21 protein-coding genes and 2 pseudogenes are annotated in these 23348 nt (G+C 39.7%); 13 read left to right on the top strand and 10 right to left on the bottom strand.

The features are described 5' to 3' along the window. Nucleotides 1-19 precede the first annotated feature (19 nt). A complete protein-coding gene (locus BK584_RS22645; RefSeq protein WP_245808950.1) occupies nt 20-1297 on the bottom strand; it encodes a PTS sugar transporter subunit IIC in 1278 nt (425 codons plus the stop codon). 25 nt (nt 1298-1322) lie between these two features. Further along, nucleotides 1323-2630 (bottom strand): 6-phospho-beta-glucosidase, encoded by a 1308-nt coding sequence (locus BK584_RS22640; RefSeq protein ID WP_078394800.1) that lies wholly within the window; start codon nt 2628-2630, stop codon nt 1323-1325. A 224-nt stretch (nt 2631-2854) separates the two neighbouring features. Here BK584_RS22640 and BK584_RS22635 point away from each other — a divergent pair, with 224 nt between their 5' ends. Together BK584_RS22635 and chbG are read left to right on the top strand one after the other, a co-directional pair. After that, entirely contained in the window at nt 2855-3583 is a 729-nt protein-coding gene (locus tag BK584_RS22635) for a GntR family transcriptional regulator (RefSeq protein WP_078394798.1), read from the top strand. Between the two features lie 22 nt (nt 3584-3605). Further along, complete coding sequence (chbG, locus tag BK584_RS22630) at nt 3606-4316, top strand: chitin disaccharide deacetylase (protein WP_169871474.1); 711 nt, start codon at nt 3606-3608, stop codon at nt 4314-4316. Between the two features lie 141 nt (nt 4317-4457). Here the strand turns inward: chbG and BK584_RS22625 are convergent, their stop codons facing one another. From BK584_RS22625 to abc-f, 3 genes are all read right to left on the bottom strand, one after another. Continuing rightward, nucleotides 4458-5324 carry a protein kinase family protein gene (locus BK584_RS22625; RefSeq protein ID WP_078394794.1) on the bottom strand — a complete coding sequence of 289 codons (867 nt, stop codon included), beginning with the start codon at nt 5322-5324 and terminating at the stop codon, nt 4458-4460. A gap of 329 nt (nt 5325-5653) precedes the next feature. Beyond that, nucleotides 5654-6064, bottom strand: coding sequence for a VOC family protein (locus BK584_RS22620; RefSeq protein ID WP_078394792.1), 411 nt, complete (start codon nt 6062-6064; stop codon nt 5654-5656). A gap of 39 nt (nt 6065-6103) precedes the next feature. Beyond that, the gene (gene abc-f / locus BK584_RS22615) at nt 6104-7741 is read right to left on the bottom strand and encodes a ribosomal protection-like ABC-F family protein (RefSeq protein WP_078394790.1); all 1638 of its coding nucleotides are present in this window, start codon (nt 7739-7741) and stop codon (nt 6104-6106) included. 474 nt (nt 7742-8215) lie between these two features. On the opposite strand from abc-f, the gene BK584_RS22610 reads away from it, so the two are divergent. After that, the gene (locus BK584_RS22610; RefSeq protein ID WP_078394788.1) at nt 8216-9100 is read left to right on the top strand and encodes a TetR/AcrR family transcriptional regulator; all 885 of its coding nucleotides are present in this window, start codon (nt 8216-8218) and stop codon (nt 9098-9100) included. 229 nt (nt 9101-9329) lie between these two features. Here the strand turns inward: BK584_RS22610 and BK584_RS22605 are convergent, their stop codons facing one another. Beyond that, nucleotides 9330-12641 carry an efflux RND transporter permease subunit gene (locus BK584_RS22605; RefSeq protein WP_078394786.1) on the bottom strand — a complete coding sequence of 1104 codons (3312 nt, stop codon included), beginning with the start codon at nt 12639-12641 and terminating at the stop codon, nt 9330-9332. Between the two features lie 288 nt (nt 12642-12929). Between BK584_RS22605 and BK584_RS22600 the strand changes: the two genes are divergently transcribed. Beyond that, nucleotides 12930-14255, top strand: a complete 1326-nt coding sequence (locus BK584_RS22600) for a CitMHS family transporter (RefSeq protein ID WP_078394784.1) — start codon at nt 12930-12932, stop codon at nt 14253-14255. Between the two features lie 103 nt (nt 14256-14358). Here BK584_RS22600 and BK584_RS22595 read toward each other — a convergent pair whose 3' ends face one another. After that, a complete protein-coding gene (locus tag BK584_RS22595) occupies nt 14359-15618 on the bottom strand; it encodes a cytochrome P450 family protein (RefSeq protein WP_078394782.1) in 1260 nt (419 codons plus the stop codon). A 152-nt stretch (nt 15619-15770) separates the two neighbouring features. On the opposite strand from BK584_RS22595, the gene BK584_RS22590 reads away from it, so the two are divergent. Together BK584_RS22590 and BK584_RS22585 are read left to right on the top strand one after the other, a co-directional pair. Then, nucleotides 15771-16406, top strand: a complete 636-nt coding sequence (locus tag BK584_RS22590) for a TetR/AcrR family transcriptional regulator (protein WP_078394780.1) — start codon at nt 15771-15773, stop codon at nt 16404-16406. 196 nt (nt 16407-16602) lie between these two features. Next, complete coding sequence (locus BK584_RS22585) at nt 16603-16929, top strand: SdpI family protein (protein WP_078394778.1); 327 nt, start codon at nt 16603-16605, stop codon at nt 16927-16929. Between the two features lie 94 nt (nt 16930-17023). On the opposite strand, the pseudogene BK584_RS22580 reads toward BK584_RS22585, so the two are convergent. Further along, nucleotides 17024-17244: pseudogene (locus BK584_RS22580) on the bottom strand (EamA family transporter); the annotation flags it as partial. Nucleotides 17245-17253: 9 nt separating this feature from the next. Here BK584_RS22580 and BK584_RS22575 point away from each other — a divergent pair. The 3 genes and pseudogenes from BK584_RS22575 to BK584_RS22565 all read left to right on the top strand — a co-directional run bounded on the left by BK584_RS22575 (nt 17254) and on the right by BK584_RS22565 (nt 19008). Further along, a pseudogene (locus tag BK584_RS22575) lies at nt 17254-17726 on the top strand (Lrp/AsnC family transcriptional regulator). Nucleotides 17727-17876: 150 nt separating this feature from the next. Further along, entirely contained in the window at nt 17877-18569 is a 693-nt protein-coding gene (locus tag BK584_RS22570) for a class I SAM-dependent methyltransferase (RefSeq protein ID WP_078394774.1), read from the top strand. A gap of 238 nt (nt 18570-18807) precedes the next feature. Continuing rightward, nucleotides 18808-19008 (top strand): KOW domain-containing RNA-binding protein, encoded by a 201-nt coding sequence (locus BK584_RS22565; RefSeq protein WP_078394766.1) that lies wholly within the window; start codon nt 18808-18810, stop codon nt 19006-19008. A gap of 60 nt (nt 19009-19068) precedes the next feature. On the opposite strand, the gene BK584_RS22560 is transcribed toward BK584_RS22565, so the two are convergent. Beyond that, complete coding sequence (locus BK584_RS22560) at nt 19069-19533, bottom strand: AraC family transcriptional regulator (RefSeq protein WP_078394764.1); 465 nt, start codon at nt 19531-19533, stop codon at nt 19069-19071. Between the two features lie 205 nt (nt 19534-19738). Here BK584_RS22560 and BK584_RS22555 point away from each other — a divergent pair, with 205 nt between their 5' ends. The 4 genes from BK584_RS22555 to BK584_RS22540 all read left to right on the top strand — a co-directional run bounded on the left by BK584_RS22555 (nt 19739) and on the right by BK584_RS22540 (nt 23183). Continuing rightward, on the top strand, nt 19739-20530 hold the full coding sequence (locus BK584_RS22555) for an aminoglycoside phosphotransferase family protein (RefSeq protein WP_078394762.1): 792 nt from the start codon (nt 19739-19741) through the stop codon (nt 20528-20530). Nucleotides 20531-20678: 148 nt separating this feature from the next. Beyond that, on the top strand, nt 20679-21290 hold the full coding sequence (locus BK584_RS22550; RefSeq protein ID WP_078394761.1) for a VOC family protein: 612 nt from the start codon (nt 20679-20681) through the stop codon (nt 21288-21290). 270 nt (nt 21291-21560) lie between these two features. Continuing rightward, a complete protein-coding gene (locus BK584_RS22545) occupies nt 21561-22811 on the top strand; it encodes a hemolysin family protein (protein WP_078394760.1) in 1251 nt (416 codons plus the stop codon). A 138-nt stretch (nt 22812-22949) separates the two neighbouring features. After that, nucleotides 22950-23183 (top strand): hypothetical protein, encoded by a 234-nt coding sequence (locus BK584_RS22540; RefSeq protein WP_078394759.1) that lies wholly within the window; start codon nt 22950-22952, stop codon nt 23181-23183. Here the strand turns inward: BK584_RS22540 and BK584_RS25790 are convergent. Then, a complete protein-coding gene (locus tag BK584_RS25790; RefSeq protein ID WP_496196946.1) occupies nt 23159-23320 on the bottom strand; it encodes a YvcA-related protein in 162 nt (53 codons plus the stop codon). The two genes, BK584_RS22540 and BK584_RS25790, sit on opposite strands and share 25 nt — an antisense overlap. Between the last annotated feature and the right edge of the window lie 28 nt (nt 23321-23348).

Below are 23348 nucleotides of genomic sequence, written 5' to 3'. Positions count from 1 at the left end.
CTGTTCTCTATTATAACTTCTATTGGTCTTGTTGAATCTTTTCTTGCGCCTTTTCTGACGCTTTAATAAATGGAATGTAAATGAGTGTTGCAAGCGCTAAGTTAAACAGTTGCAGCACAACGCCCGACCAGTGACCAGAGACGAGAAACCCACTAATAATCGGCGGTGTTGTCCATGGGATCGCGACTGCCGTTTTTGCTACAAAACCTAGTGAAATCGCAAAGTACGAGATGACTGTTAAAAGAATTGGGATGATAATAAATGGGATAAACAAAGATGCATTTAAGACGATTGGCATACCAAACATAATCGGTTCATTAATGTTAAATGCGGCACCTGGACCACCTAGTTTTCCGACCGTACGATAATGAGACGTTTTGGAAACTATGAAAATCGCGGCAATCAGCGCAAGTGTTGTTCCTGAACCGCCCATAAACACATAAGCATCAAAGAAAGCTTTTGTGACAATTGCCAACTCGTTACTAAAAATGCTCGCCCCCGCCTGAACCAGTTCGGTATTTGAGATACTGGCTGTTAAGTAAACGCCTTCCATAACAGGGGACATAATGTTTGTACCATGAAGCCCAAAGAACCATAAAAAGTGATTAAAAAACACAACAATAAGTGCGGCTGGCAATGAGTTTGATAGCTTTAACAATGGCGCTTGAATCCAGTTGAAAATTAATTCGTGTACACTTGTTTCTACAACAAGCGTCATAAACATTTGGAATAAGCTAACCCCAATAAGGATGATGAGAAACGGCACAAGCGATCGGAATGATTTTGTGACACCGTCTGGCACTCCTTGGGGCATTTTAATAGTAAAACGAGAGTTAACAAGAATCCGGAACAACTCCGTAATAATTAACGCATTAAACAAAGCTACAAACAAGCCTTGAGAACCTGTCCAAGCAAGCGATAGACCCCAGTCCTCAGTAAAAGGTGAGATCATAACGAGCGTGGAAACGGACAGAATCGCTGCTGAGAGACCATCTACTGAGTAAGACCGCGCCAAGTGATACGAAATTGACATTGTTACCAACACGGCCAAGATGGCATAAGAAGCGTCCCATATATTGCCGCCAAACATGGTAAAGTTCTCACCGAAAATACCCATCATAAACGCTTGATAACGGTCAATATTTGGTAAAGGAAAATTATTAAGCAAAATAGCAAAAGAACCAATTATAATTAGCGGAATTACACTAACAAATCCATCTCGTATTGCAACAAGATGACGTTGCGCACCTATCTTCCCTGCAACCGGGATAAAGTGCTTCTCCATCCATTCCATCATGGTAAATCCCCCTAAACTAGGCTTTTTAATAAAATTGCGGAAGTTCGTCTTTATGTGCTTCCATCAACTCATTTAGCAATGTTTCAGCAAGCTGCTCTTCCCGCACTAACGGATTGATGACAAGCGCTTGATAAACAAGTTGTTTGTTACCCGTCACTGCTGCTTCAATGACAAGTTCTTCAAAATTTTTCATTAACTGAATGATCCCTTTTACAGACAATGGAAGTTTCCCAATACTAAGTGGACGTGGTCCCTGACTGCCGATCAGTGCATTCACTTCAATGACTGCATCATCAGGAAGATCCGAGATCGTTCCGTTATTTAGCGTATTAACCGTCTGTATGTCATTGGTATTGTTGAAAATGCTCGTCATAATGCTACAAGCAGCATCGCTGTAATAAGCTCCCCCTCGCTGTTCCAACTCTTCTGGCTTCACATCAAGTGCTTCATTCTCATATTTTTTAAATAATTCCTTTTCAACTTCTTGGACAACTTCTGCACGAGTTCCATTTTCTTTGTAGTCTTTTAAACTTTTAGAAAGCATGTCCTCCCCTTTAAAATAATAGCTATGGTAAGGGTTTGGTAGCATGTGAAATGCAGACAGAAACGCTTTAGACCAGCCTTCTGATACAATGTTTGCTGGTGAATATTGATTGTTTGGATCTTGAAGCTTTTCTAGCACTTTTTCTGTTCGATCTTCCCCATTCACGGTCACACGTCGACCAAATACAAAATGATTTAAACCGATAAATTCAATTTCAACTTCTTCTACAGAGCAACCTAGCACCTCTGCTACACCGGTTCTCATATTAAACGGGATATTGCACACACCAACAACACGTTTATGTTGACCATGCTTTAATAAAGCTTCCGTTACCATGCCCGCCGGATTCGTAAAATTAATCAGCCACGCTTCAGGACAAATATTAGCCATGTCTTCAGCAATTTCAAGCAAAACCGGAATCGTTCGAAGTGCTTTAAAAACACCACCTGCACCATTTGTTTCCTGACCAAGAACCCCGTGAGACAAAGGAATTCGTTCGTCTTTTTCCCGCGCTTTCAAACCGCCAATTCGGATTTGACTCGTGACAAATGTGGCCCCTTTTAACGCCTCGCGTCGATTAAATCCTGCCGTTAATGCGATCGGTTTGTTCGCTTTTGCAATCATCCGTTTCGCTAACTTCTCTATAATTCCCAGTTTTTCTTTCCCTTGTTCAATATCAACCAAAGCAATTTCGTTTACTGGGAAACTCTCGTATCGATCAAGCAGTCCTTCAATGATCTCTGGCGTATAGCTTGAACCTCCGCCGATGATGACAACTTTTAACGCCAACATAAGCCCTCCTTTGATACAACTTACCTTTTGTAGGTACAAATCGATTAATTGAAACCGTTTTCTCTAGCACAACTACAATTTATCATAACAAATTTCATTTGTCTAGCTTTATTTGTTATTACAATAATAAATCATTTCGACACAAATGTCATAACCTTTATGTGAATTTCCACCATCATTTATGATACAATGAGGACAACATAAAAAAGGAGTTTTTGCACATGGCCCCCCTGCACAAGGAAGCGATTTTGCATCAGCAAATAAAAGACCAAATCATTAAACAAATCAAGTCAGGGGAATACCCGGTACAGTCTCAGCTCCCGACAGAAGCGGAATTTTGCGATACGTATCGTGTAAGTCGTACAACTATTCGCGCCGCCCTGCAACAGCTTAGTCAAGAAGGCTATGTCTATCGGCGCCAAGGTCGGGGTACCTTTGTAGCTGAGCCAAAAATTAAAACGAGTTTGTCGCAAACCATTACTTCATTTAATGAACAGCTTACTTCTCAAGGCAAACACCCACAGATTAAAGTATTGTCATTACAACTGGTACCAGCAGACGAACAAATTGCGACCATCTTGAAAACAGAGGCCAACGCCCCCGTTTACAAACTTGTCCGGCTTCGCTTTGGCGACAACAAACCGCTCCAATACGAGACCGCTTTTCTTCCATGGTCACTTGCACCTGGTTTAACGGAAACGCAGTGCCAACAATCTCTGTACTCTGCCTTGCGTACCGATTTCCAAGTGCACATCGCCCGTACCGAAGAACAATTACAACTTGCCACGATGGAAGGGGATGTCTGTGAGCATATGCAATGCGAAGAACACACACCTTGCATTTATTTAGAAACATCCGCTTTCCTAAAGAATGGGACAATCGTCGAATATTCACAAACCTATTTCCACGGTGAACGTGCCAGCTTTCAGATTGAGCGCGTGTACGAATAAACAATTAAAGGAGCCAACTCTTATGCCAACTGTTCTATTTAACGCCGATGATTTTGGATTATGTCGCGGCGTCAATCACGCCATTATCGATAGCCACGTAAATGGTGTTGTCGCTTCGGCTACAATGCTCGTAAATGCACCTGGAACCATGCATGCCGTTGAACTCGCTAAAGCACATCCAACGCTTCAAACCGGTATTCATCTTGCGCTAACGATTGGTAGCCCAGTCTCAGACCGTGTTCCTTCATTAATAGGAAAGAATGATTCCTTCCGTAAACTTGCAGACCAACGTAATGAAACGCTAATTGATCCCGAAGAAGTTGTACGTGAATGGACAGCGCAAATTGAACGCTTTCTTTCCTTTGGTTTGACACCATCACATTTGGACAGTCATCACCATATACACGGCTGGTCTCATTTACGGTCAGCTATTGAAACGCTCTCGACTGCATATGGCTTACCGTGGCGCAACGCGTTTGAAGAGCAACCAAACGGTGTAGATTATTTGACTGAAGCATTTGACGCACGCTTTTATAAACAAGGTGTAAACGAGGAAATGCTTAATCAAATATTAAACGACCACACCAACCAGCAAAGTGTAGAGATCATGTGCCACCCTGGTTACATTGATCAGTTTTTAACAAATGTATCTTCTTATACGAAAGAGCGCATGGATGAAACAGAAGTGCTAATGAACTATCGCCTCCCAAAAGGGTGGCACTCTATTAAATAAATACAAACGCAGAACGCCATTACCGCGAAGGAATGGCGTTCTGCGTTTATCAGACGTGGCGTTTAGACGCGAGAAGAATGATTAAAATATAGGATTATGAGCGATGGGGTTCACTCTCGTTCGTGCAATGGACTTTCCATTTTATTGTTGACGTTCATTACACTCATTTTTTACTTTCTTAGACCAAGATTGATAGAAGTCATGCACAGTCAAAAATCGGTTCTTCTGCTCTTGTTTTATTGCGGTCTGAATTGTTTTTTCTACTGTAGGATTTAAGTTTAATTCTTTTAGTGTTGGTGATTCGTGTGTTGATAGGAGTTCCATGATAATCTTCCCGGCAGTAAATACTGTTGTACGGGAATCAATGACAGCGCCCCTCGTTTTCTCCTCTGGAGCCTTTATTCGTTTCGGCCCCCAATAATCCTGACCGAGTGTATTTTTAATTGAACCTTTTCTAAAGAAATCGATATCGATGATTTTTGTGACCCCTGTGTCCATATCATACATTAAACTTCCATCATAAAAGTCAACGGGCGTGTACCCGTTCTCCTCTGTATGCAATAAGAAGCGGAGCATCGTCTCAATCATTGATAATTTACGTTCAAAAGGAAGATGCCTCGTTTGATAATACAACGACCTTGGATCTTGATGCCTATCGTAAATATCAAAAGTCCAATGGGGATAGAGGTTAACCCCTTCCACCCATTCGAACTCTAAACCCAACCCTTGTTTCGTTTGAAACGAATGATATAACCTTATTAAAGACGGGTGGGCTAGATCTTGATACACTTCTTTCGCGTTTTCAAGGTTCTTTACCGCTTGGGCAACAGATCCTTGGTAGACGAGATTGCATGCTCCTGCATATTTAACAAACCTCTTCTTGTTGCCTACATTTACCCCAAATGAAATATTTCCCGAGTCTTGTTGATCAAACACTTCAAAAACGTCATCATAGTTGTTTAACCAAGAAAAGTCATGATCCTCTTTTAGCTTTATACCAATCGTCAAACGAATTCCCTCCATTAAAAGAAATCATTACTATCGTGTACGACCGAGCTGACTAAAAAAATGGCTCTTTGCAAATGAGTTAAATCTACAATTAACGATAATGATTAGCAACTTATCTGTATAATAGCTCGACTTCAACAAATTTATAAGCTAATTTACTATTTATTCTTTCATATCTACTTACATTCGTCTATTTCTTTACTTATGTGTCTACTCCCTTTCTTGATGAAGATTAGCTGCATATTTTTTATCAAATTCTTGATATAACTCGCCCTTCTATACTAAAACAGGCGCTATCCTCAAGTGAGAAAAGCGCCTGTTTTCCTATTTTATCCTATCTGTGACGAGGGAAGATTTAATTGCCACGATACGCCAAATTGATCGTTTACCCAACCAAACTTTTGGCTAAAACCATACTCACCAATTGGCATAAGTGCTTCTCCTCCATCCATTAATTTATAATAAAGCTCGTTTAGTTCTTCTTGCGAGTCACAGGTAACGTAAATGGAGAATGCAGGAGTAAATGAAAACGCATGTGCCACATTGCTATCGATACACATAAACTCCTGTTCTTTTACAGTAAAAGTCGCTTGCATTACTGTTCCTTCATCTCCAGATTCATTCGCTCCATACCGTACTATACTCGTTATTTCTGCGTCCTCTATAATAGATACGTAATAATTCATTGCCTCTTCTGCTTTCCCACCTTTGAACATTAAAAAGGGTATCGCTTTTCCCATATTCCCTACCTCCTTCGTTTCTTTTGCGCACTCGCTCCCTTAAGACAACGCCTTAATTTGTTTTGTGAGCTCATTAAATTTTGTATCTAATTCCGTGTATTCTTTACTTCCTGGCTTCGCAAAACTAAGCTTGCCAAGCACTTCTTGTCGCTCTGTTTCAAGTGTCATTCGTGCTTCTTCATTGTTTTCTTTCTTGTTTGGCGCTTGTTCTTCGCCTAACTGCTTTGTGATACGTCCTTTTGCAATCACTAATTTTGTATTTGTTGTTTGTTCTAAAAAATAGCGATCATGGGAGACAACCAACATGGTTCCACTATATTGGGCAAGTGTATCTTCCAGTTGTTCTCTTGATTCTAAATCAAGATGGTTGGTTGGTTCATCTAAAACAAGCACATCTTTTTCTTCGAGGATATATTTCATTAGCTTTAATTTCACACGCTCCCCCATACTCATCAGCTCAATTGGTTCTGACCATTGGGAAGCCGTAAATCCTAGATGCTTCATTAAGTTTTGGACATGACCTCGGTCTTCATACTTCTTTTGATAAAATAGTTGCTCTGGCATTTGGTCTAACGGAAGATCAAACACTTCTTGTGTTAAGTAACCAATCGTTGCCGCACTCGACTTCCAAACGTCCCCTTCAAACGGTTCCTTCCCAACAATCATTTGTAAAAAGGTTGTTTTCCCGCTGCCATTAGGACCTGTTATCGCTACTTTCTCACCATGTTGAATCGTAAAATGCGAATCGGTAAAGAGAACGCGGTCACCAAATGCTTTGTGTAATGCTTTTACCTCTAAAAATCGTCTGCCTTTTTTCCCACTTGCTTTCATTGTGAATTGCACTTCGTATTCAGGCGCCACTTGGTCAACCTTTGCTTTTTCGAGTTCGTTTTCAAGCCGCTTTTGCTTTGATTTAACTTGTGAATCGATTTTTTTTGCTTTCACGCGATAAAACTCTTTAAACCCCTCCTGCTTCGTTGATTGGGAATGAGCTTTACTCGACCACGATGATAGTTGGTTCATTTGGTTTTCGATCCGTTTAATCTTTTTTTGTTGTTTCTCATATTCCCGTTGTTGTGCTGCCCTTTTTTCTTCTCGTGCTTTCATATAACTTGTGTAATTGCCTTTGTGCTCAACCAAGCTTCTATTTTCTATTGCCCATATTTTTGTTGTCACACTGTCTAGAAAGGAGCGATCATGGGAAACAAGTACAATCGTTCCTTTATACGCTTTGATTTGTTTTGTTAAAAAAGCTAAGCTTTGTTCATCTAAGTGGTTGGTTGGCTCATCTAGTAATAAAAGATCGCAATCGGTTGTAAAGCCTTTCGCAAGACGCGCTTTTAGCTTTTCTCCACCACTTAGCTTTTCAAAATGATGCGCAGGTACGTGCCAGTGCTTTAATAATGTTAACTCATCTGCCGTTAAACGATCAATCAAATAAGACTCTGTTTCTTGTTCGACCATCGAAACCTTCAGATCCTCTTGACCATATATGAGCTGCCCCTTTGTCGGAGCTAACTCTTTGTTTAACAGGTTTAACAAGGTTGACTTCCCCGCACCATTTTTCCCAATAATCCCAATAACGTCTCCTTTATTGACGGTGCCATTTCCTTTTTCCAATAGCGTATGACCTTGTATTTCTATTTCTATATCATGCATTCGAATCAATTCAATCATTATGCTCATCCCTTCTACAGGGAGAATTAAAAAATCCTCCCAAACATAATTTGGAAGGATTAGTCTTATATAACCGTACGTAAATAAACGAACGAGTCCCTTTAGGCGACTCAATCAATTATTTGAAATGTGGGCAGACTAATCCTATGTTTTATCGTTTGAAATATCCATTTCAAATGTAAAAAATAGGTTAGTTATCCATCGGCCACCCATCATTCCTTTCGTGTTTGTTACTGCTGATTCTATCACCAACTCGATTAATCAGCAAGCCTTTAACTAATTATGATTTGATTAGCCCCTTGTATATTTGCTAAATGTGCTAACAAATCAATCGTTTATCACCCTGTTCATTCATAGCTATCATAAGAAAGCCACACTTGTTTTTTAACAATTCCGTATGCTCTGATCGTTGTTTGTTTTCCTTTTTCGATTTGTGGTACGATAGAATGGAAATTTGATTAAGGTGGTTATGACTTGAGGAAAAAAGATCTTGAAAAGGAAAAAGAAATACTCGTTACCGCCAAAAATTTATTTTCTTCCAAAAGTTATAAAGGAACATCCATGCAAACCATCGCAGAAACATGTGGCATATCAAAAGGAACCTTGTATCTTTATTTTAAATCTAAAGAAGAACTACTTATAAGTATATTAGAATATTATTTTAGATATATAGAAGATCAAATTATAGCAATCGAAGCGGATACTGTTTTGTCACAAAAAGAGAAATTGGCAAACCAATTAAAGATTGTCATTAACCATTATATTGAGAACCAAGAGTTCTACCGCGTTCAAGATCAAGAAATGCGTCATTTAGAAAACAAACAACTTTACCGACAAATGCAAAGCAAATCAACAATCAATTTTAATTGGGTCGAACAGTCGTTACTAAAGATTTATGGAGACTCCATTAAGCCATATGTCACAGACGGTGCTTTTACATTAATCGGTATTACACGGCAGTACATGGAACTCGTAGTCATGCATCAATTACCAGCAGATCTCGATCAAGTTATTCGGTATTGCATTGACCAAGTAGACATCGTTTTAAAGAATCTACCTCATTCCTCTTATCCTCCTTTTATGAATAACCATCTTCGTTCTTTATATCTTGACGAGGACCCAGAGGAACGATTAAATCCACTAGAGATTACGAAGCAAATGAAGGCTGATCTTAAACAAGGACAGCTTGATGAAGTGAAAGAAGAGGCACTTCAAACATTAGCGATTCTTGAAAAAGAACTAATGAATCTTAAACCCAATCCAATTATTATAAAAGGAATGGTTCGCAACTTAAGAGCAACTAAACGTCAATTAAATTTACTTGATAAATTGATTGAAAGTCTTCATATTAAATTCTAATGAAAAGCAGCCATTCACCATTAAAGTGGAGGCTGCTATTTTATTAGGAGAGTAGCCCTTTCGACACTCTTTTTTACGGATGAGTGACTGTGTGATCCTTTCCCTACCTTGCCGTCCGCTAGATCTTGATCTCATTATTCGGTATAACTGAATCGTAAGATGAAACAACCTCCAACAAACCTAAAAAACCTCTGAGATGAAATCTCAGAGGTTTTTTCTATACTCACTCTTACTCTTTATCAGAGTCCTTTTTGTTCTTTTTCAAGATGTGTTCAAGCAGATGTAAAATCTCATCTTTTGATAAATCATCGTTCTCTTTTTGAGATTCGGATTCTGTTTTCTCCTGACTCTCGTCACTTGCATCCGTGTGATGATCTTGTTGCTCATCTTCTGCCTCGACCCATTCACCATTGACTCGATCATGAGATGAACGTAAATATCTTTGGCTTTCTCCGTCTCCATGTTCAACGATGACAGGTCTTCCTCTAAGGTGACGCGTTTCTTTATCAAATAAACTATAAACAACAGGAATGAACACGAGTGTTAACAAGGTACTACTAATCAAACCACCGATTACCGCTATCGCCATTGGCTGTTGCATCTCTGCCCCTTCACCAATGCCAATCGCAATTGGCACCATTCCTAGTATTGCCGTAACAGATGTCATTACGATCGGTCTTGTTCTTAATTTTACTGACTCAACGAGTGCATCGTATGTCCCTAAGCCTTTTTGTTTTTGTTGGTTCACAAAATCCAACATAACAATCCCGTTATTAACTACAATCCCAACGAGAATAATAACCCCAATAAATGTTGTAATACCAATAGCCGTTTGCGTCATCGTTAACGCAATCGAAACACCTATTACAACAAGAGGAACCGTCAAGATCATAATGAATGGAAGTTTAAACGATTCAAATTGTGCTGCCATAATTAAGTAGATGAATATGACCGCTAACACTAGTGCCAAGATTAAACTACCAATCGCATCATCAAGGATTTCTTGTTCCCCTCCGAATGAGAACTCTGCTCCATCAGGCAGTTCCACATCATCGATCGCTTGCGTAATGAAGCTAGATACATCACCTAATACAGCATTCGTCGTATATCCTACCGTAAATTCAACTGCTTCTTCTTGGTCAGCACGTTGAATGGCAGCAGGTCCTTCGCCTTCAGTGATGTCTGCCACTTCATCTAATGTGACAATCGATCCTTCACTGTTCGTAATTGTTAACTCTTCTAGGTCACTAACCGATTCCGTATAACTTGAATACAGGCTGACCATTACTTCGTAAACTGACCTTGATTGATCCTCTTCATCTTCACCAATGCGCACAGTTCCAATCGTCTCTCCACGCGTTGCTTCATTTACTTGTTGTGCAATCTCGATTGGAGTAAACCCATTTTCAATAGCTGCCTCATCATCTACTTCAATGACAACTTCTGGAACAGTATCTTCAATACTTAATTGCACTTCGTTTATTAAATTTGAATCAAGCAGTTCTTCTTCTACTTCTTCCGCAAACTCATATAATTCTTCACGTTCAGAGTAAGCGACTGTAAATGGAACCGTGTTTGCTTCGCCGCCCATTGCCGCACTTTGCGTGAATGCTCGTACATCTGCGTCACTATCAGCCCGTTCCAAATCCCGTGTAATGGACTCTACAAACGCTCCATCGCTTTGTGTCCGTTCATCCGCAGGTACGAGTGATACGGCAATTTCCGCCATATGGGACTGTCCATTTCCACCCATATCCATGGAAGTGCCACCGATCGTTGACGAATAATCAGCGATTTCCTGATAGTCATTTAAAACATCTTCAATCCGTTCTACCGCTTCATCGGTACGACTCAGAGTTGTCCCGGTCTCCATTTCAACTTCGATAGTAAATGTACCTTGATCAGATTCAGGTAAAAGCTCTGTTCCGACTGTGCTTAAGCCAGCAACACCACCAACAAGCAAGAGAAGTGTCATGCCGATCACGGTTTTCCGGTGACCAAGTGACCAATGGGTCATCTTCTCAAGTGAGCGCATCGTTTTTGTGTTTCTACGGCTTTCTTCTACATCCTCTTTTGGCGTTTTTAAGACACGGCTTGCAAGCATTGGTACAAGCGTAATGGCCACAAATAAAGATGACAATAAACTAAAGGAAACTGTTAATGCAAGATCTCTAAAGAGGTCGCCAACAATTCCTGAAATAAAGACGATCGGTAAAAAGACAGAAACGGTTGTTAATGTTGATGCTACAATCGCACCAAACACTTCTTTCGTTCCTTCACTTGCTGCTTTTTTCGGATCTTTTCCTTGTGAAAGGTGTCGGTAGATGTTTTCGATAACAACAATGGCATTATCAACTACTAAACCTATTCCTAACGCAAGCCCACCTAGCGTCATAATGTTTAACCCAATATCGAGGAAAAACATAAGCGCAAATGTAACCATAATGGAAATTGGAATCGCTAAACCAATAATGAGTGGCGTTTTAAAATTCCTAAGGAATAAGAATAAGACCGCCATGGCAAGAACGCCACCAAGAATCAATGCTGTCACGACACTTGAAATTGCCGCATTAATAAATTGTCCCTCATCATAAATCGAAACGATATCTAAATCGTCATAATCACTATCATTTAACAACTCATCAATTCGTTCGTTCACTGCATTGGATGTTTGAGATGTATTTGCACTGCTTTCTTGCATAACAGCTAACGTCATCGCTTCTTCTTGATTCGCTCTTGTAATAACCGTTTGATCTTCAGCAACGATATCCACATCGGCAAGGTCATCAATTGTAATTTCATCACCTGAATCGGGATCGAGTGAAACAACGAGTTCGCGTATGTCATCAAGAGTCGTAATCTCACTAATAACCCGCGTTGTTAACGTTAAATCGTCTTGCTCAACAGCCCCACCAGGCATCGATACATCATTTGCTTGAATAACCCCACTCACATCATCTTGCGTGACATTGTAGTCATTCATCTCGTCTCGATCAAGACTAATTTCTACTATTTCTGTCAAACTTCCATTGGCGTCAACACTTGCCACGCCAACGATGTTTAATAGTTCGTCTGACAAGTCATTCACATCGTCTTGGAAATCTACAATCGAGTCACCTGAAGTCACAGCAAGTTGCATCATCGGCATCATCGATGGATCAAACTGTAAAAATGACGGTTCATTTGCATCGTCAGGTAGATCAACAGACCTGAGCGTGTTAATAATATCCAATTCTACATCATCAATCGACGTGTCCCAATCAAACTGGAGAATGACCATTGAAGTCCCTTCAGTCGTATTTGATTGCATCGTTTGTAATCCTGAAGTTGTTGCGAGCGCTTCTTCAATTGGCTCGGTTACTTCTGATAAGACCTCATCTGGTCCTGCACTCGAGTAGCTTGTCACTACTGCTGCTACCGGAGGGTCAATATCTGGAATTAATTGCAACGGCAATCGGGTTGTCGATACAATCCCCATAATAATAAACAAGACCATCACAACGATCGTAAAGATCGGGCGTCTTATTGAAAAATTCGTCATATGTTTTCCTCCTAACACACCAAGAACTTATAAGTCGTTTAAAAAACCGTAGAGTCTTTTACAACCTAACATACTTGATGTAGGAATCATATGCCTTTATAAGATAAAAATATGGAGAAGTTGTTACAAGCTTCTCATTGTAAATGTGGTTTAACCCATGAACAGAATGAACAATAAACTCTCAATAAATATAAATAGTTATCTTACTTCTCGTATGATAGGTTTATACAATATTAATGTAAGCGCAAACATAAAGATTTTTATGACGATGCACCAGGAGGAATTTACATGTTAAGTATTATTGGTATCTCCATCATTCTAATTATTGTTGCTTTACTTGTTTGGGGCAAAGCAAGCCCTATTGTGGCCATGGTCGCTGTTCCTTTAATTGGAGCCTTCCTTGCAGGTTTTGGCATAACAGAAATAACTGATTTTTTTGAAGCTGGCATTGATCAAGTCTTAAACGTTGCCATTATGTTTATATTTGCTATTTTGTTTTTTGGAGTCTTGCAAGATACAGGATTCTTTGAACCGATTATTAAAGGGATGGTCAAACTAACAAAAGGCAATGTTGTTACCGTTGCAGTTGGTACAGCAGCAATTGGATCTGTTGCGCACCTGGATGGTGCAGGGGCAACGACGTTTTTATTAACAATCCCAGCGCTTCTCCCTTTGTACAAGCGTTTACAAATGAGTCCCTATTTATTGGTTATGCTTGTCGGAATTAGTGCGGGGATTATGAATATGGTTCCGTGGGGCGGACCTACTGGACGTGTAGCATCTGTTCTTGAAATAAGCCCTGTTGAACTTTGGTATCCTCTTATTCCAATGCAAATCATCGGTCTCATTCTTGTTTTGAGTCTAGGTTTTATATTAGGCGTACGAGAAAAGAAACGGATTCAGAAATTCGCATTTGGTGAGGCAGCTGCTAGCACAATGGGAGAAGAGGAATTAAAGGAAGCACTCTCAGCCATTAGTAACAACGGTGAAGCAGAGCTAAAACGATACAATTTAATCTGGATCAACGCTCTCATTTTCATCGCTGTTCTAGTATTATTAGTTGGGAATTTCTTACCTGCTGGCTATACATTCATGATTGGATTAGTTCTTGCTCTTGTTGTTAATTATCCAAATGTACAAACACAAATGGACCGGGTCAAAGCACACTCACCGAGTGCTTTACTTATGGCTGCAGTCATATTAGCCGCTGGAACATTTCTCGGGATCATGAACGGTTCTGGTATGCTTGAATCGATTGCTGTTGATAGTATTGAAATTTTACCAGCAGCAATTCTACCGATTCTGCACATTATTATCGGGCTACTTGGTGTACCATTTGATATGCTTACTAGCACGGATGCTTATTATTACGCATTATTTCCAATCGTTGAAAGCATTACAACTGAAGTTGGCGTTGCCAGCACCTCAACTGGATATGCAATGATGATTGGTAATGTTGTCGGTACATTTATTAGTCCCCTTGCTCCGGCCGTATGGCTCGCTGTCGGCCTAGCTGGAATTGATATGGGTAAATACATCCGCTATGCGTTCTTCTGGTTCTGGGGATTCAGTATTATCATGGTGTTGATTGCTTGGTTGATCGGGGTCATTTAAATACGGATAAACAAAAGACACCTTCCTTCATACAAAAAGGTATCAGCTTGTCGACAAAACGGTCGACAAGCTTTTTTTGTTTCATTTATTGTGGTGTCCTTAGTTAAAACGAAAGAGGCAATGAACCGAGCCCTTGCGAAGATAAGGCGAAATGCCATGTCACGTCTTTACGTGGAATACCGAGTCTAAGATTCGGCATTCTTTTTAATAAAGTAGTAAATGCTACGTCTCCTTCAATTCGAGCAAGTGGTGCACCTAAACACATATGGATGCCTTGTCCGAAGGCTAAATGACGATCAACTTTACGGATAATTTCCAGATCCTCTGGTTCTGTAAACTTGTTTTCATCACGATTCGCCGCCTTTACCATCACAAGAATCATATCGCCTTTTTTAATTGGCTGTCCCCCAAGCTCAATATCTTCCGTTGCGAATCGCGGTCCAGTAGTTGTTGATGGCCCATTAAATCGTAACAATTCTTCAACCGCACCAGGAACAAGATTAAGATCCGCTTTCACTTTATCAAGCTGTTCTGGATTATCGAGCAGCATCATCGTTCCAGTCGCAATTAAATTCGAAGTCGTTTCATGCCCAGCAAAGATTAAGAGCGTAATCATCGAGATTAATTCCTCTTCGCTTAACCGATCCCCTTCTTCTTCAATCGCGATTAACTGGCTAATCAAATCATCCTCAGGACTCTTACGTTTATCTCGTACAAGCTGAGCCGTGTATTCGCCAAACGCTTGCATATTTGCAACGGCGGTTGGATCTTGTCGTCCGTAGCCTAACCCATTTGATATCGCCGATGACCAGCTTTGCAACTCTGCTCGGTCAGATTGTGGCACCCCAAGCATTTCTGATATGACATTGATTGGCAATGGATACGCATAGTCTTTGACAAGATCCATTTCTCCTTTTGCTTGAACTTGATCAAGTAATTCATCAGCAATTTCTTGCACGCGAGGCCGTAGGCTTTCCATATATCGAGGGGTAAAAGCTTTCGATACAAGTTTACGCAACCGGCGATGATCGGGCTCGTCAACAAAAAGCATCGACTTTCCCGTAAAAAACGTCTGCGGTGCTGAGGAATCAACCGTGCTTGCGATGTGATCTCGAATATGACGATTGCTATCAATTGAGCTCGGGTCTACAGTAAAACGATGATGATTCTTTAAAACCTGCATTGCCTCGTCCATATGCGTCACGACCCATGCTTGCCTGTCTCCGCCACCCATTGGATTTGGAATTGGCATAACGGCTCCTTCTTGCCGCACCTCTGCGAAAACAGAGAATGGATCTTCTTCGCTTTTACCACTTAATACATGTAACAGTTTTTCTTGAATAGCATCGTTTGATTGGTTCATGACGACCTTCCTTTCCAATATTGATAAGAGTTGGTCTTCCTGAAAAAAGGTTAAATAAGCATTGCTACGTTATCGGTTTACACCTTGTTAATAACGTGTACAAGAAGTATAATGTCACTGAATGACAAAAGTCAACGGAGGACAAATTCACTATGACGAATAAAAAACCATCCCCGCAAGAGGAGTTAAATTCCCTTAGTTTAAGAGAACGCAAAAAACGCCAAGCTCAACTAAACATAGAAGAAGCAGCGCTCCACCTTTTCCAACAAAAAGGGTATGAACAAACATCGATTAAAGAGATTGCAGACGAAGTCATGTTGTCATCGCGCACCTTTTTCCGTTATTTTTCATCAAAAGAAGAAGTCCTTACACGTTTTCTACACACGACACAAAAGGAGATTTCACACTCAATCAAACAAATAAAAACAACGGCATCGCCTCATACTGCGCTTCATGCTATTTTTTATGACCTAGCCAATAAGTACCAGAATGAACGTACTAACTTTCTTATTCGTTATGAAATTGCCATGCAAGCGTCGTCCGTTTCGTCCTTATTTCTATATACATTGCTTGAATCAGAACCCGTTATACGAAACGAACTACATGCTTATTTGGAGAATACCGACGAGCAGGAGCTCCACTTTCTTGTTGCTCTTTATATGTCTGCCTTTCGTATCTCAATTGAAAAATGGTTAAAAAACAAGGAAGCTACAAATCTCGTATCTATACTAACCAACCACATGGATCGCCTCGTGTGTCTTAAGACAGAAACAAACCAGACCAGTTGATAATAGAAATAACCCCTGTACCTTTAGTAACTAAGGATACAGGGGCTCATTTATATTAAACGTATGACCAATTAATATGGTACACTTTCCTTAAGCAATAGGAGTTGGAGCGAGATTTAAGACATCAACTCCAAGAAACATTCCTTTGAATACCTACTAAGATAAACGTACCTTCATTATGTTTGGGCGTGATAAAATGGCAAATATCGCAGAGGCGGTTTCAAGTTTTGTTTTAGGTCTCCTTGTCTGCTTGCTTGGAATTCCTCTTTATTATAAGAAAGTTAAACCAAATCATTTCTATGGAATGACTTTTAAAGGGACGGTTAGTGAGAAAGAGTGGTATGCAATCAACCATTATGGTGGTAAAAAGCTCATTCAATACGGCATGATCCTCTTTCCCACAGGTCTTATCCCTCTGCTTACTCCTACATTTCATCCGGTGGTTAGTCTGCTTTGGGCGTTTTTTTGCGGGGCAATGATACTCATTCCTTGTGTTCAGACGCTATTACGCTACTACAGATAAAACAAATATAATAAAAATAAAACAACACCCTTCTGATTGGAGCATTTTAACAACAACTTCATGTGGAAAAAGGCGAGAATAAACAGCTACAGTCTCATGGTAGCTGTTTTCTTCTTGCGAACGCAGTTCTTATTGCTCCTCCGCCAAAAGCTCTCTTCTTTGTTTTAAAATGTGCAAATAAGAAGCAACCAGAAATAACAACGAGACTGCCGACTCCTTGAATCCATGTCATCGTCTCCCCTAATAGCAAAGAAGCAAGGATTGCTGTAAAAACGGGATTCAAGTTCAAAAACAACCAGACGTGTTGGCCCCTAGTGAACCAAGATGGAATCCGTTACAAGCAAAGTATTAGATGCCGTCGACATTCAGATTCTGAAATTATTACAAAACGAAGAGAAAATTAGTAATATCGATATTTCTAACGAATCAATTTATCTCCTCCAGCCGTACATCTCTGGATTAAACGTTTGGAGAATGATGGATTCATTAAAAGACAAGTAGCGATTCTGAATCAAGAAAAATTAGGGTTCGACTTGTTGTGCTTTGTATTCATTAATACGCATATTCATCAAGCAGATCAATTAAATACGCTCGAAGAAGCTTTACGGACAATGCCAGAAGTATTGGAATGTCATTGCTTAACTGGAGAATACGATTATCTACTAAAAATTGTTTGCAGAAATCGAAAAGAACTAGAGTCTTTTATAAGAGAAATCAACAAAATCGGAGTCACAACAATACAAACGAGCTTAGTCTTACGAGAGATTAAAGACTCTACTCTCCTACCTATAATGTAAATGAGCCCAAGCACTCCTTCTACAATGAGGAGTGTTTTGTTCGTTAAACGGAAAGAAAGAACAGATTCATTGCGTTTATCTCTCCCTTAAGTTATATTACAGATATTAAGAGTCTTTAATATACCTAATAACAAAGCGAGGGTACAATACATGAATGATCGATCAGATGAACAGATAAAATCAGGAGCGTACGAGAAAAATGCGCGCATGTCCATTCCGACTTATGATGGATTATTTAAGATGATTCAATCGTATTTCCGTGCTCAATTTATAAATCAAGACGCCTCTCTACTCATCGTAGGTGCCGGGGGCGGTAATGAGCTAGCGACATGGGGACCATCAAACCCAACATGGTCTTTCACTGGCATTGATCCTTCCGAAGAAATGCTTGCTATGGCACAAGAGAAAGTGGATACACTTGGCTTGGAAAAACGCGTGAGCCTCATTCAAGGAACATTGAACGACCTTCCAGCAACAGAAACCATGTTTGATGGGGTTAGTTGTATTCTTGTTTTGCAGTTTATCGAGGAATACGACCAAAAACGAGCTTTATTAAACCAAATTCGAAAACGGGTCAGCAGCGGAGCACCATTTGTTCTCGTCACTGCCTATGGGGATCGTGACAGCGCCGAACTTCAGCAACGAATCGAGATTTGGAAAAGTTTCTTCCTCGATAACGGATTTGATCAAACCAAAGTAAATGGAATGGGCAAAACAATCATGAACCTTTCATTTACTCCAGAAGATCAATTGATTGCATTACTAAAAGAAGCCGGGTTTACAAATGTAACCCGCTTTTACTCCACTGGTCTTTTCGGTGGATGGATGTGCGAAGCAGATTGATTGCTTAAACCTGTTATTAGAGGGATTAACCATATTGACTCTTTAGCAAATCATAAACGTTCAAGATTTTGTCATTTAATTAAATAGTATCGCTTGAACTTTTGGCTAGTTGCATATAAACTAAAAACGCTTAGGGATTCATTTAGGCAATTTAAGCTTCTATATCCTCTTTTGTCTTCTAATGAAACTAAGAAACAATCCTTAAAATATAGATTTAGTTAAACGGAGTGTGATGATTGTGGCTGAATCAAACGAGCAAGTCATTGATGTAGTAATTGGCGACAGAATAAAAGTTGAGCGTGGTGATTACAAAGGTCATAGCGGAGAAGTAGTGAATGTTCACGTTAATACATGTTCCGTTCGTTTTGATGACACTGCACTCGGAGATGGCACACCCTTCATATCAGGTGTCAGACACAGTGAATATAAAAAAATATAAGAAAAAAAGTCGGCAATCATTGTCGACTTTTTTCTTATGCATGACTTCGTCAACCTCCTTTCAATTTGCCCCGTGATGCTCGACTGGCACGAGGAGTTCACACAACTCTTTTTCAAGCATCTCCGCAGTATATCTTTCTATAATCGGTTGTTGTTTCATATGTAACCCGTTTTTATTAATGATCGTAAACAGACGATTCCAGAAATCCGCCAGAGCTTCGCTTGTGTGTTTAACTAAGAAAACAGCGTACGTCCCACCACCAAATTGACCGAATTTCGCTGGTTCAGTTACATTAAAATCATTGTCAATGAGAAGACAAACATCATAACGGCATTCTTCTTTTGGCGTTTGACTCGGATCATCTTGAGGAATGCCTAGTATCGTTGAATTGGTTAAAAGATTGTTTTGTATTGCCCATGTTTTTAAACTCTCCATCGCCTCCTTGTTTTGCCTACTACCATATTCACCAATGCTTCTGAAATACGCAATTCTAGACGCTGGGATTGTTTCAATTGACAACTCCATCACCATGCCCCCTTTCTTGTTTTAGCGTAATATGAACTAAAATGGAATACCAATTCTTTTTTTATTTTTTGACTAAAAACACACAAAGAACATCTGGCTCTTCTGCAAAAATTACAACATACGCTGCTTGGTCATCGCTAAAGAAAAAGGTTATTCTTTCCCATAGTCGAATTCTTCGTAGGAGCACTTTTTAAGGAGGGGTTTTATGACAAATGATATGAATGAGGAATTACTGGCAGGTGGGAATGTCTCTGACGTGTATCGTTTAGGGGATACAATCCGACGTCGGTTAAAACCTGAAAGCGCGCGGGTTCATACACTCTTACAACATTTAGAGAACAAAGGATACCGATACGCATCAAGGTTTTTAGGGATTGATCATAAAGGAAGGGAAATTTTATCTTATATTGAAGGTGTGGCAGGTCACGACCCTTTTAATGGATACATCTGGTCTGATGAAGCTTTAGTTGAAATTGCCAACATGTTGCGTCTTTACCATGATGCGGTTAGCGATTTTTCATATAAAGATGATTGGCCACCAATTGATAACACCCCAACCAACCATGAGGTCTTATGCCATAATGATTTTGCGATTTATAACATCATTTTCAATCATAAAAAACCAGTCGGTATTATTGATTTTGATGTTGCTGGTCCAGGTCCACGGCTTTGGGACATTGCCTACACGCTTTATACATGCGCACCATTAAGTCGGCTTGTTTATACGGAAAATGGCGAGAAAACCATTTATACTGCCTCCGATCACGCAAGCCATACAAAACATCGCATTCAATTGTTTTTTGACGCTTATGGCGAAGAAGTAAAAGAAGACTTTGTACAAATGGTTGTGCGACGTTTGGAGGGGTTATGTCAATTGATGACAAGAAAGGCTCATGAAGGCGACCCGGCATTCCAAAAGATGATTTATGAGGGGCACCTAGAACATTATCAAAAAGAGATTCAATTCATTTGTAAGCATGGAAAAGACTGGTTTTAATCCTTTAACGCTACAAGTGCATTGCCTTTTTTAATTCACCTACACCAAAAGGATGAATCGATTCCCCTCCTTTGAATGACGCATTTCTTCCCTTAAAGCATTTATACTGAAAAACATACAACGCGTTTGATCGAAAGGAGTATGACCATTGCAAATAAAACAATTGAGTATCTTTGTACCCTCATATGACAAAACGATTACCTTTTATAAACATGTAATAGGATTACATCCACTTCATGAAACAGTGGATACAACTACTTTTTCAGTCGGAAAAAGCCGCTTCACTATTCATCGCGATGATGCTGGCAGCAATTATTATCATTTTGCTTTTAATATACCTCCAAATCTTTTTAACGAGGCAAAAACATGGGCCAAAGCTCGAGTACCTTTATCAACGGAAGAGAATCAAAATGAAATCGAATTTGTGAGCGCGAAAGCTAAGTCGTTTTACTTTGAAGACCCTTCAGGAAATATTGTTGAATGTATTGCGAGAGAAACAACTCCTAATGCAAAAGAAACGGCATTCAAATCAAGTCATCTTTTGGAAATTAGCGAAATTGGAGTCGCAACCAATCAAATGAAAAAACTCGTAACCCAATTACAAGCCATGAACATCCATATTCGAAATAATGAAGACATCCATTATGAGACCTATTTAAATTTCTTTGGTGAATATCATGATGGCGTATACATCATTTTATCACCAATCGGCAGACGCTGGATTTTTCCGATAAAACAGCGATACCTTCACCCCTTTTGATTGAAACAGACCGAGGAACATGGACGAACGTCTGAAAGAAGATAAATAAAGCCTTATCCTTTTATTTCCGGGGTAAGGCTCCTTAACATGATCAGAATCTAGAACATCGTTTCGTTCATTTGTACGAAAGTTGAGTTCCCTTACATTATTCGTTATATTATTGTATATAGGAAAATGAGACAATGACGGTTTTTTCATCCTTTTCTTTTCTGTTTTAATCATCTTGATTACTTGATTAACAATACATATTCCATTCAGGAGGCGCATCTAGTGCTATTTGCTATAATTGCTTGTTTGCTTGCTTCGCTTTTCTTTTCAGGAAGTGAAACAGCGCTGACCGCAGCAAACAAGATGAAGATTCAAACAAAAGCTTCTACAGGAGACAGAAAATCCGAAGGGCTATTAAAACTTGTATCACGACCAGACCAATTCATTACAACAATTCTAATTGGAAACAATATTGCAAACATTTTATTGCCAACCCTTGTGACAATGGTTGCCATTGATTACGGCATTAGCGTCGCTTTAGCAACGGCTGTTTTAACTGTGACCATCATTATATTTGCTGAAGTGTTACCTAAATCAATTGCAGCATCATTTCCGGAAAAGATTGCTTTACTCGTGTCACCAATCATACGTACGGTTATGATTATCTTAAAGCCCGTTACATACTTACTTAACTTAGCAACCGGATCCATTATCCGTGTTCTATCAAAAAATCAGCCAAAGGAAGAATCGTATTCAAAAGAAGAGCTGCGAGCTATTGTCGATATCGCCAGTGGTGAAGGTACCTTTGAGAAAGATGAATCCCACCGGATTAAAGGGATTCTCGACTTTAGGGAGCTTGATGTGAAAGACGTCATTAATACACCCCGAATTGAAATCGAAGCCATTCAGGAAGACACACCGTATGAAGAAGTCAGGGACTTTGTTATCAACAATCGCTATACACGTTATCCGATTTATAAGGAAGACCGAGATACAATTACTGGTATCTTCCATTCAAAATTCTTGGCTTCTTGGTCATTAGAGCTCCATAAGCACATAACAGAATTTAGTGATATGAAACCGCTTGTTGTGTTTGAATTTCAGTCAGTTGAAGTCATTTTCAGAAAAATGATGCAGGAACGTAAACATATGGCGATTGTCTTTGATGAATATGGCGGAACAGAAGGCATTATCACACACGAAGACATTATTGAAGTAATGATTGGACAAGAAATTGAAGACGAAACCGATCATGAAGAAGATAGCTTAATTGATTCCATCACGGATAGAAAAATTGAATGTCATGGAAAGCTCTCCCTTCGGAAACTGAACAATGTATTTGGGACAGACATCCCAGAGGGGGAAAACAACCTCGCTGGTTTTGCGTTAAAACATTTTGGCCGCTTACCATCAAAAGGGGAAGTGTTCGAGACGGAAAATCTACTTTTTACTGTGCTTGAGACGGACTTAGAGCGCAAACGAATTTTAAAAATGAGTATTGTTAAGCAGGATTTTCCAACCGAGGTATCGTAATTCACTAACCTTTGTCCTTTATCGGACAGGGGTTTTATTTTGCGCTAAGTTGTGTACTCCCCCTATACCTTTTCGTTTATATTGCTGCCATAAAGGATATAAGAGAAACATTAAGAATCATTTTGGAGGAGATCAACCTTGAAAAGCAATCGTAATCAACTCTTACCCACCGGCGCATTTGTTCTTTTTCTTATTGCGATTGCAACAAAATCCAACATAATCTTCATTGTTGCACTTTTTCCTATGGTCATTGCTGTCTTTTTCCATGTAAAAGAACTGTTCAAACAAGGAAAAGTGATCCTAGCAACCCCTGCTATTCTTAGCTTTATTTTGGCAATGAGCATATCTTATTCTTTATTCTTTGATTTATAAATCGCGTTCCATGATTCATAATGCTCTTTAGAGACATATCGTGCTCCTCGCTCATTAACTTTAAAGTGTTCCGGAAACCACATCGAAAACTTTTCATTTCCCGACTCAAAGGAATGAAACCCTTCATCCGTTTCGATCTCTGTATCGATAAACTGATTCGTGAAC

It is taken from the genome of Shouchella patagoniensis (genome assembly GCF_002019705.1).
Taxonomy (GTDB): Bacteria; Bacillota; Bacilli; order Bacillales; family Bacillaceae_D; genus Shouchella; species Shouchella patagoniensis.
Note: the sequence above shows the minus strand (reverse complement) of the source record. Positions and strands in the feature narration are given on the sequence as shown.

Bases quoted from the DNA above. Each gene is read 5' to 3' on its own strand.
- BK584_RS22585 (WP_078394778.1), top strand. From the start codon at position 16,603: ATGGCAAATATCGCAGAGGCGGTTTCAAGTTTTGTTTTAGGTCTCCTT.
- chbG (WP_169871474.1), top strand. From the start codon at position 3,606: ATGCCAACTGTTCTATTTAACGCCGATGATTTTGGATTATGTCGCGGC.
- BK584_RS22645 (WP_245808950.1), bottom strand. From the start codon at position 1,297: ATGATGGAATGGATGGAGAAGCACTTTATCCCGGTTGCAGGGAAGATA.
- BK584_RS22600 (WP_078394784.1), top strand. From the start codon at position 12,930: ATGTTAAGTATTATTGGTATCTCCATCATTCTAATTATTGTTGCTTTA.
- BK584_RS22620 (WP_078394792.1), bottom strand. From the start codon at position 6,064: ATGGGAAAAGCGATACCCTTTTTAATGTTCAAAGGTGGGAAAGCAGAA.
- BK584_RS22635 (WP_078394798.1), top strand. From the start codon at position 2,855: ATGGCCCCCCTGCACAAGGAAGCGATTTTGCATCAGCAAATAAAAGAC.
- BK584_RS22555 (WP_078394762.1), top strand. From the start codon at position 19,739: ATGACAAATGATATGAATGAGGAATTACTGGCAGGTGGGAATGTCTCT.
- BK584_RS22560 (WP_078394764.1), bottom strand. From the start codon at position 19,533: ATGGAGTTGTCAATTGAAACAATCCCAGCGTCTAGAATTGCGTATTTC.
- BK584_RS22570 (WP_078394774.1), top strand. From the start codon at position 17,877: ATGAATGATCGATCAGATGAACAGATAAAATCAGGAGCGTACGAGAAA.
- BK584_RS22595 (WP_078394782.1), bottom strand. From the start codon at position 15,618: ATGAACCAATCAAACGATGCTATTCAAGAAAAACTGTTACATGTATTA.
- abc-f (WP_078394790.1), bottom strand. From the start codon at position 7,741: ATGATTGAATTGATTCGAATGCATGATATAGAAATAGAAATACAAGGT.
- BK584_RS22590 (WP_078394780.1), top strand. From the start codon at position 15,771: ATGACGAATAAAAAACCATCCCCGCAAGAGGAGTTAAATTCCCTTAGT.
- BK584_RS22605 (WP_078394786.1), bottom strand. From the start codon at position 12,641: ATGACGAATTTTTCAATAAGACGCCCGATCTTTACGATCGTTGTGATG.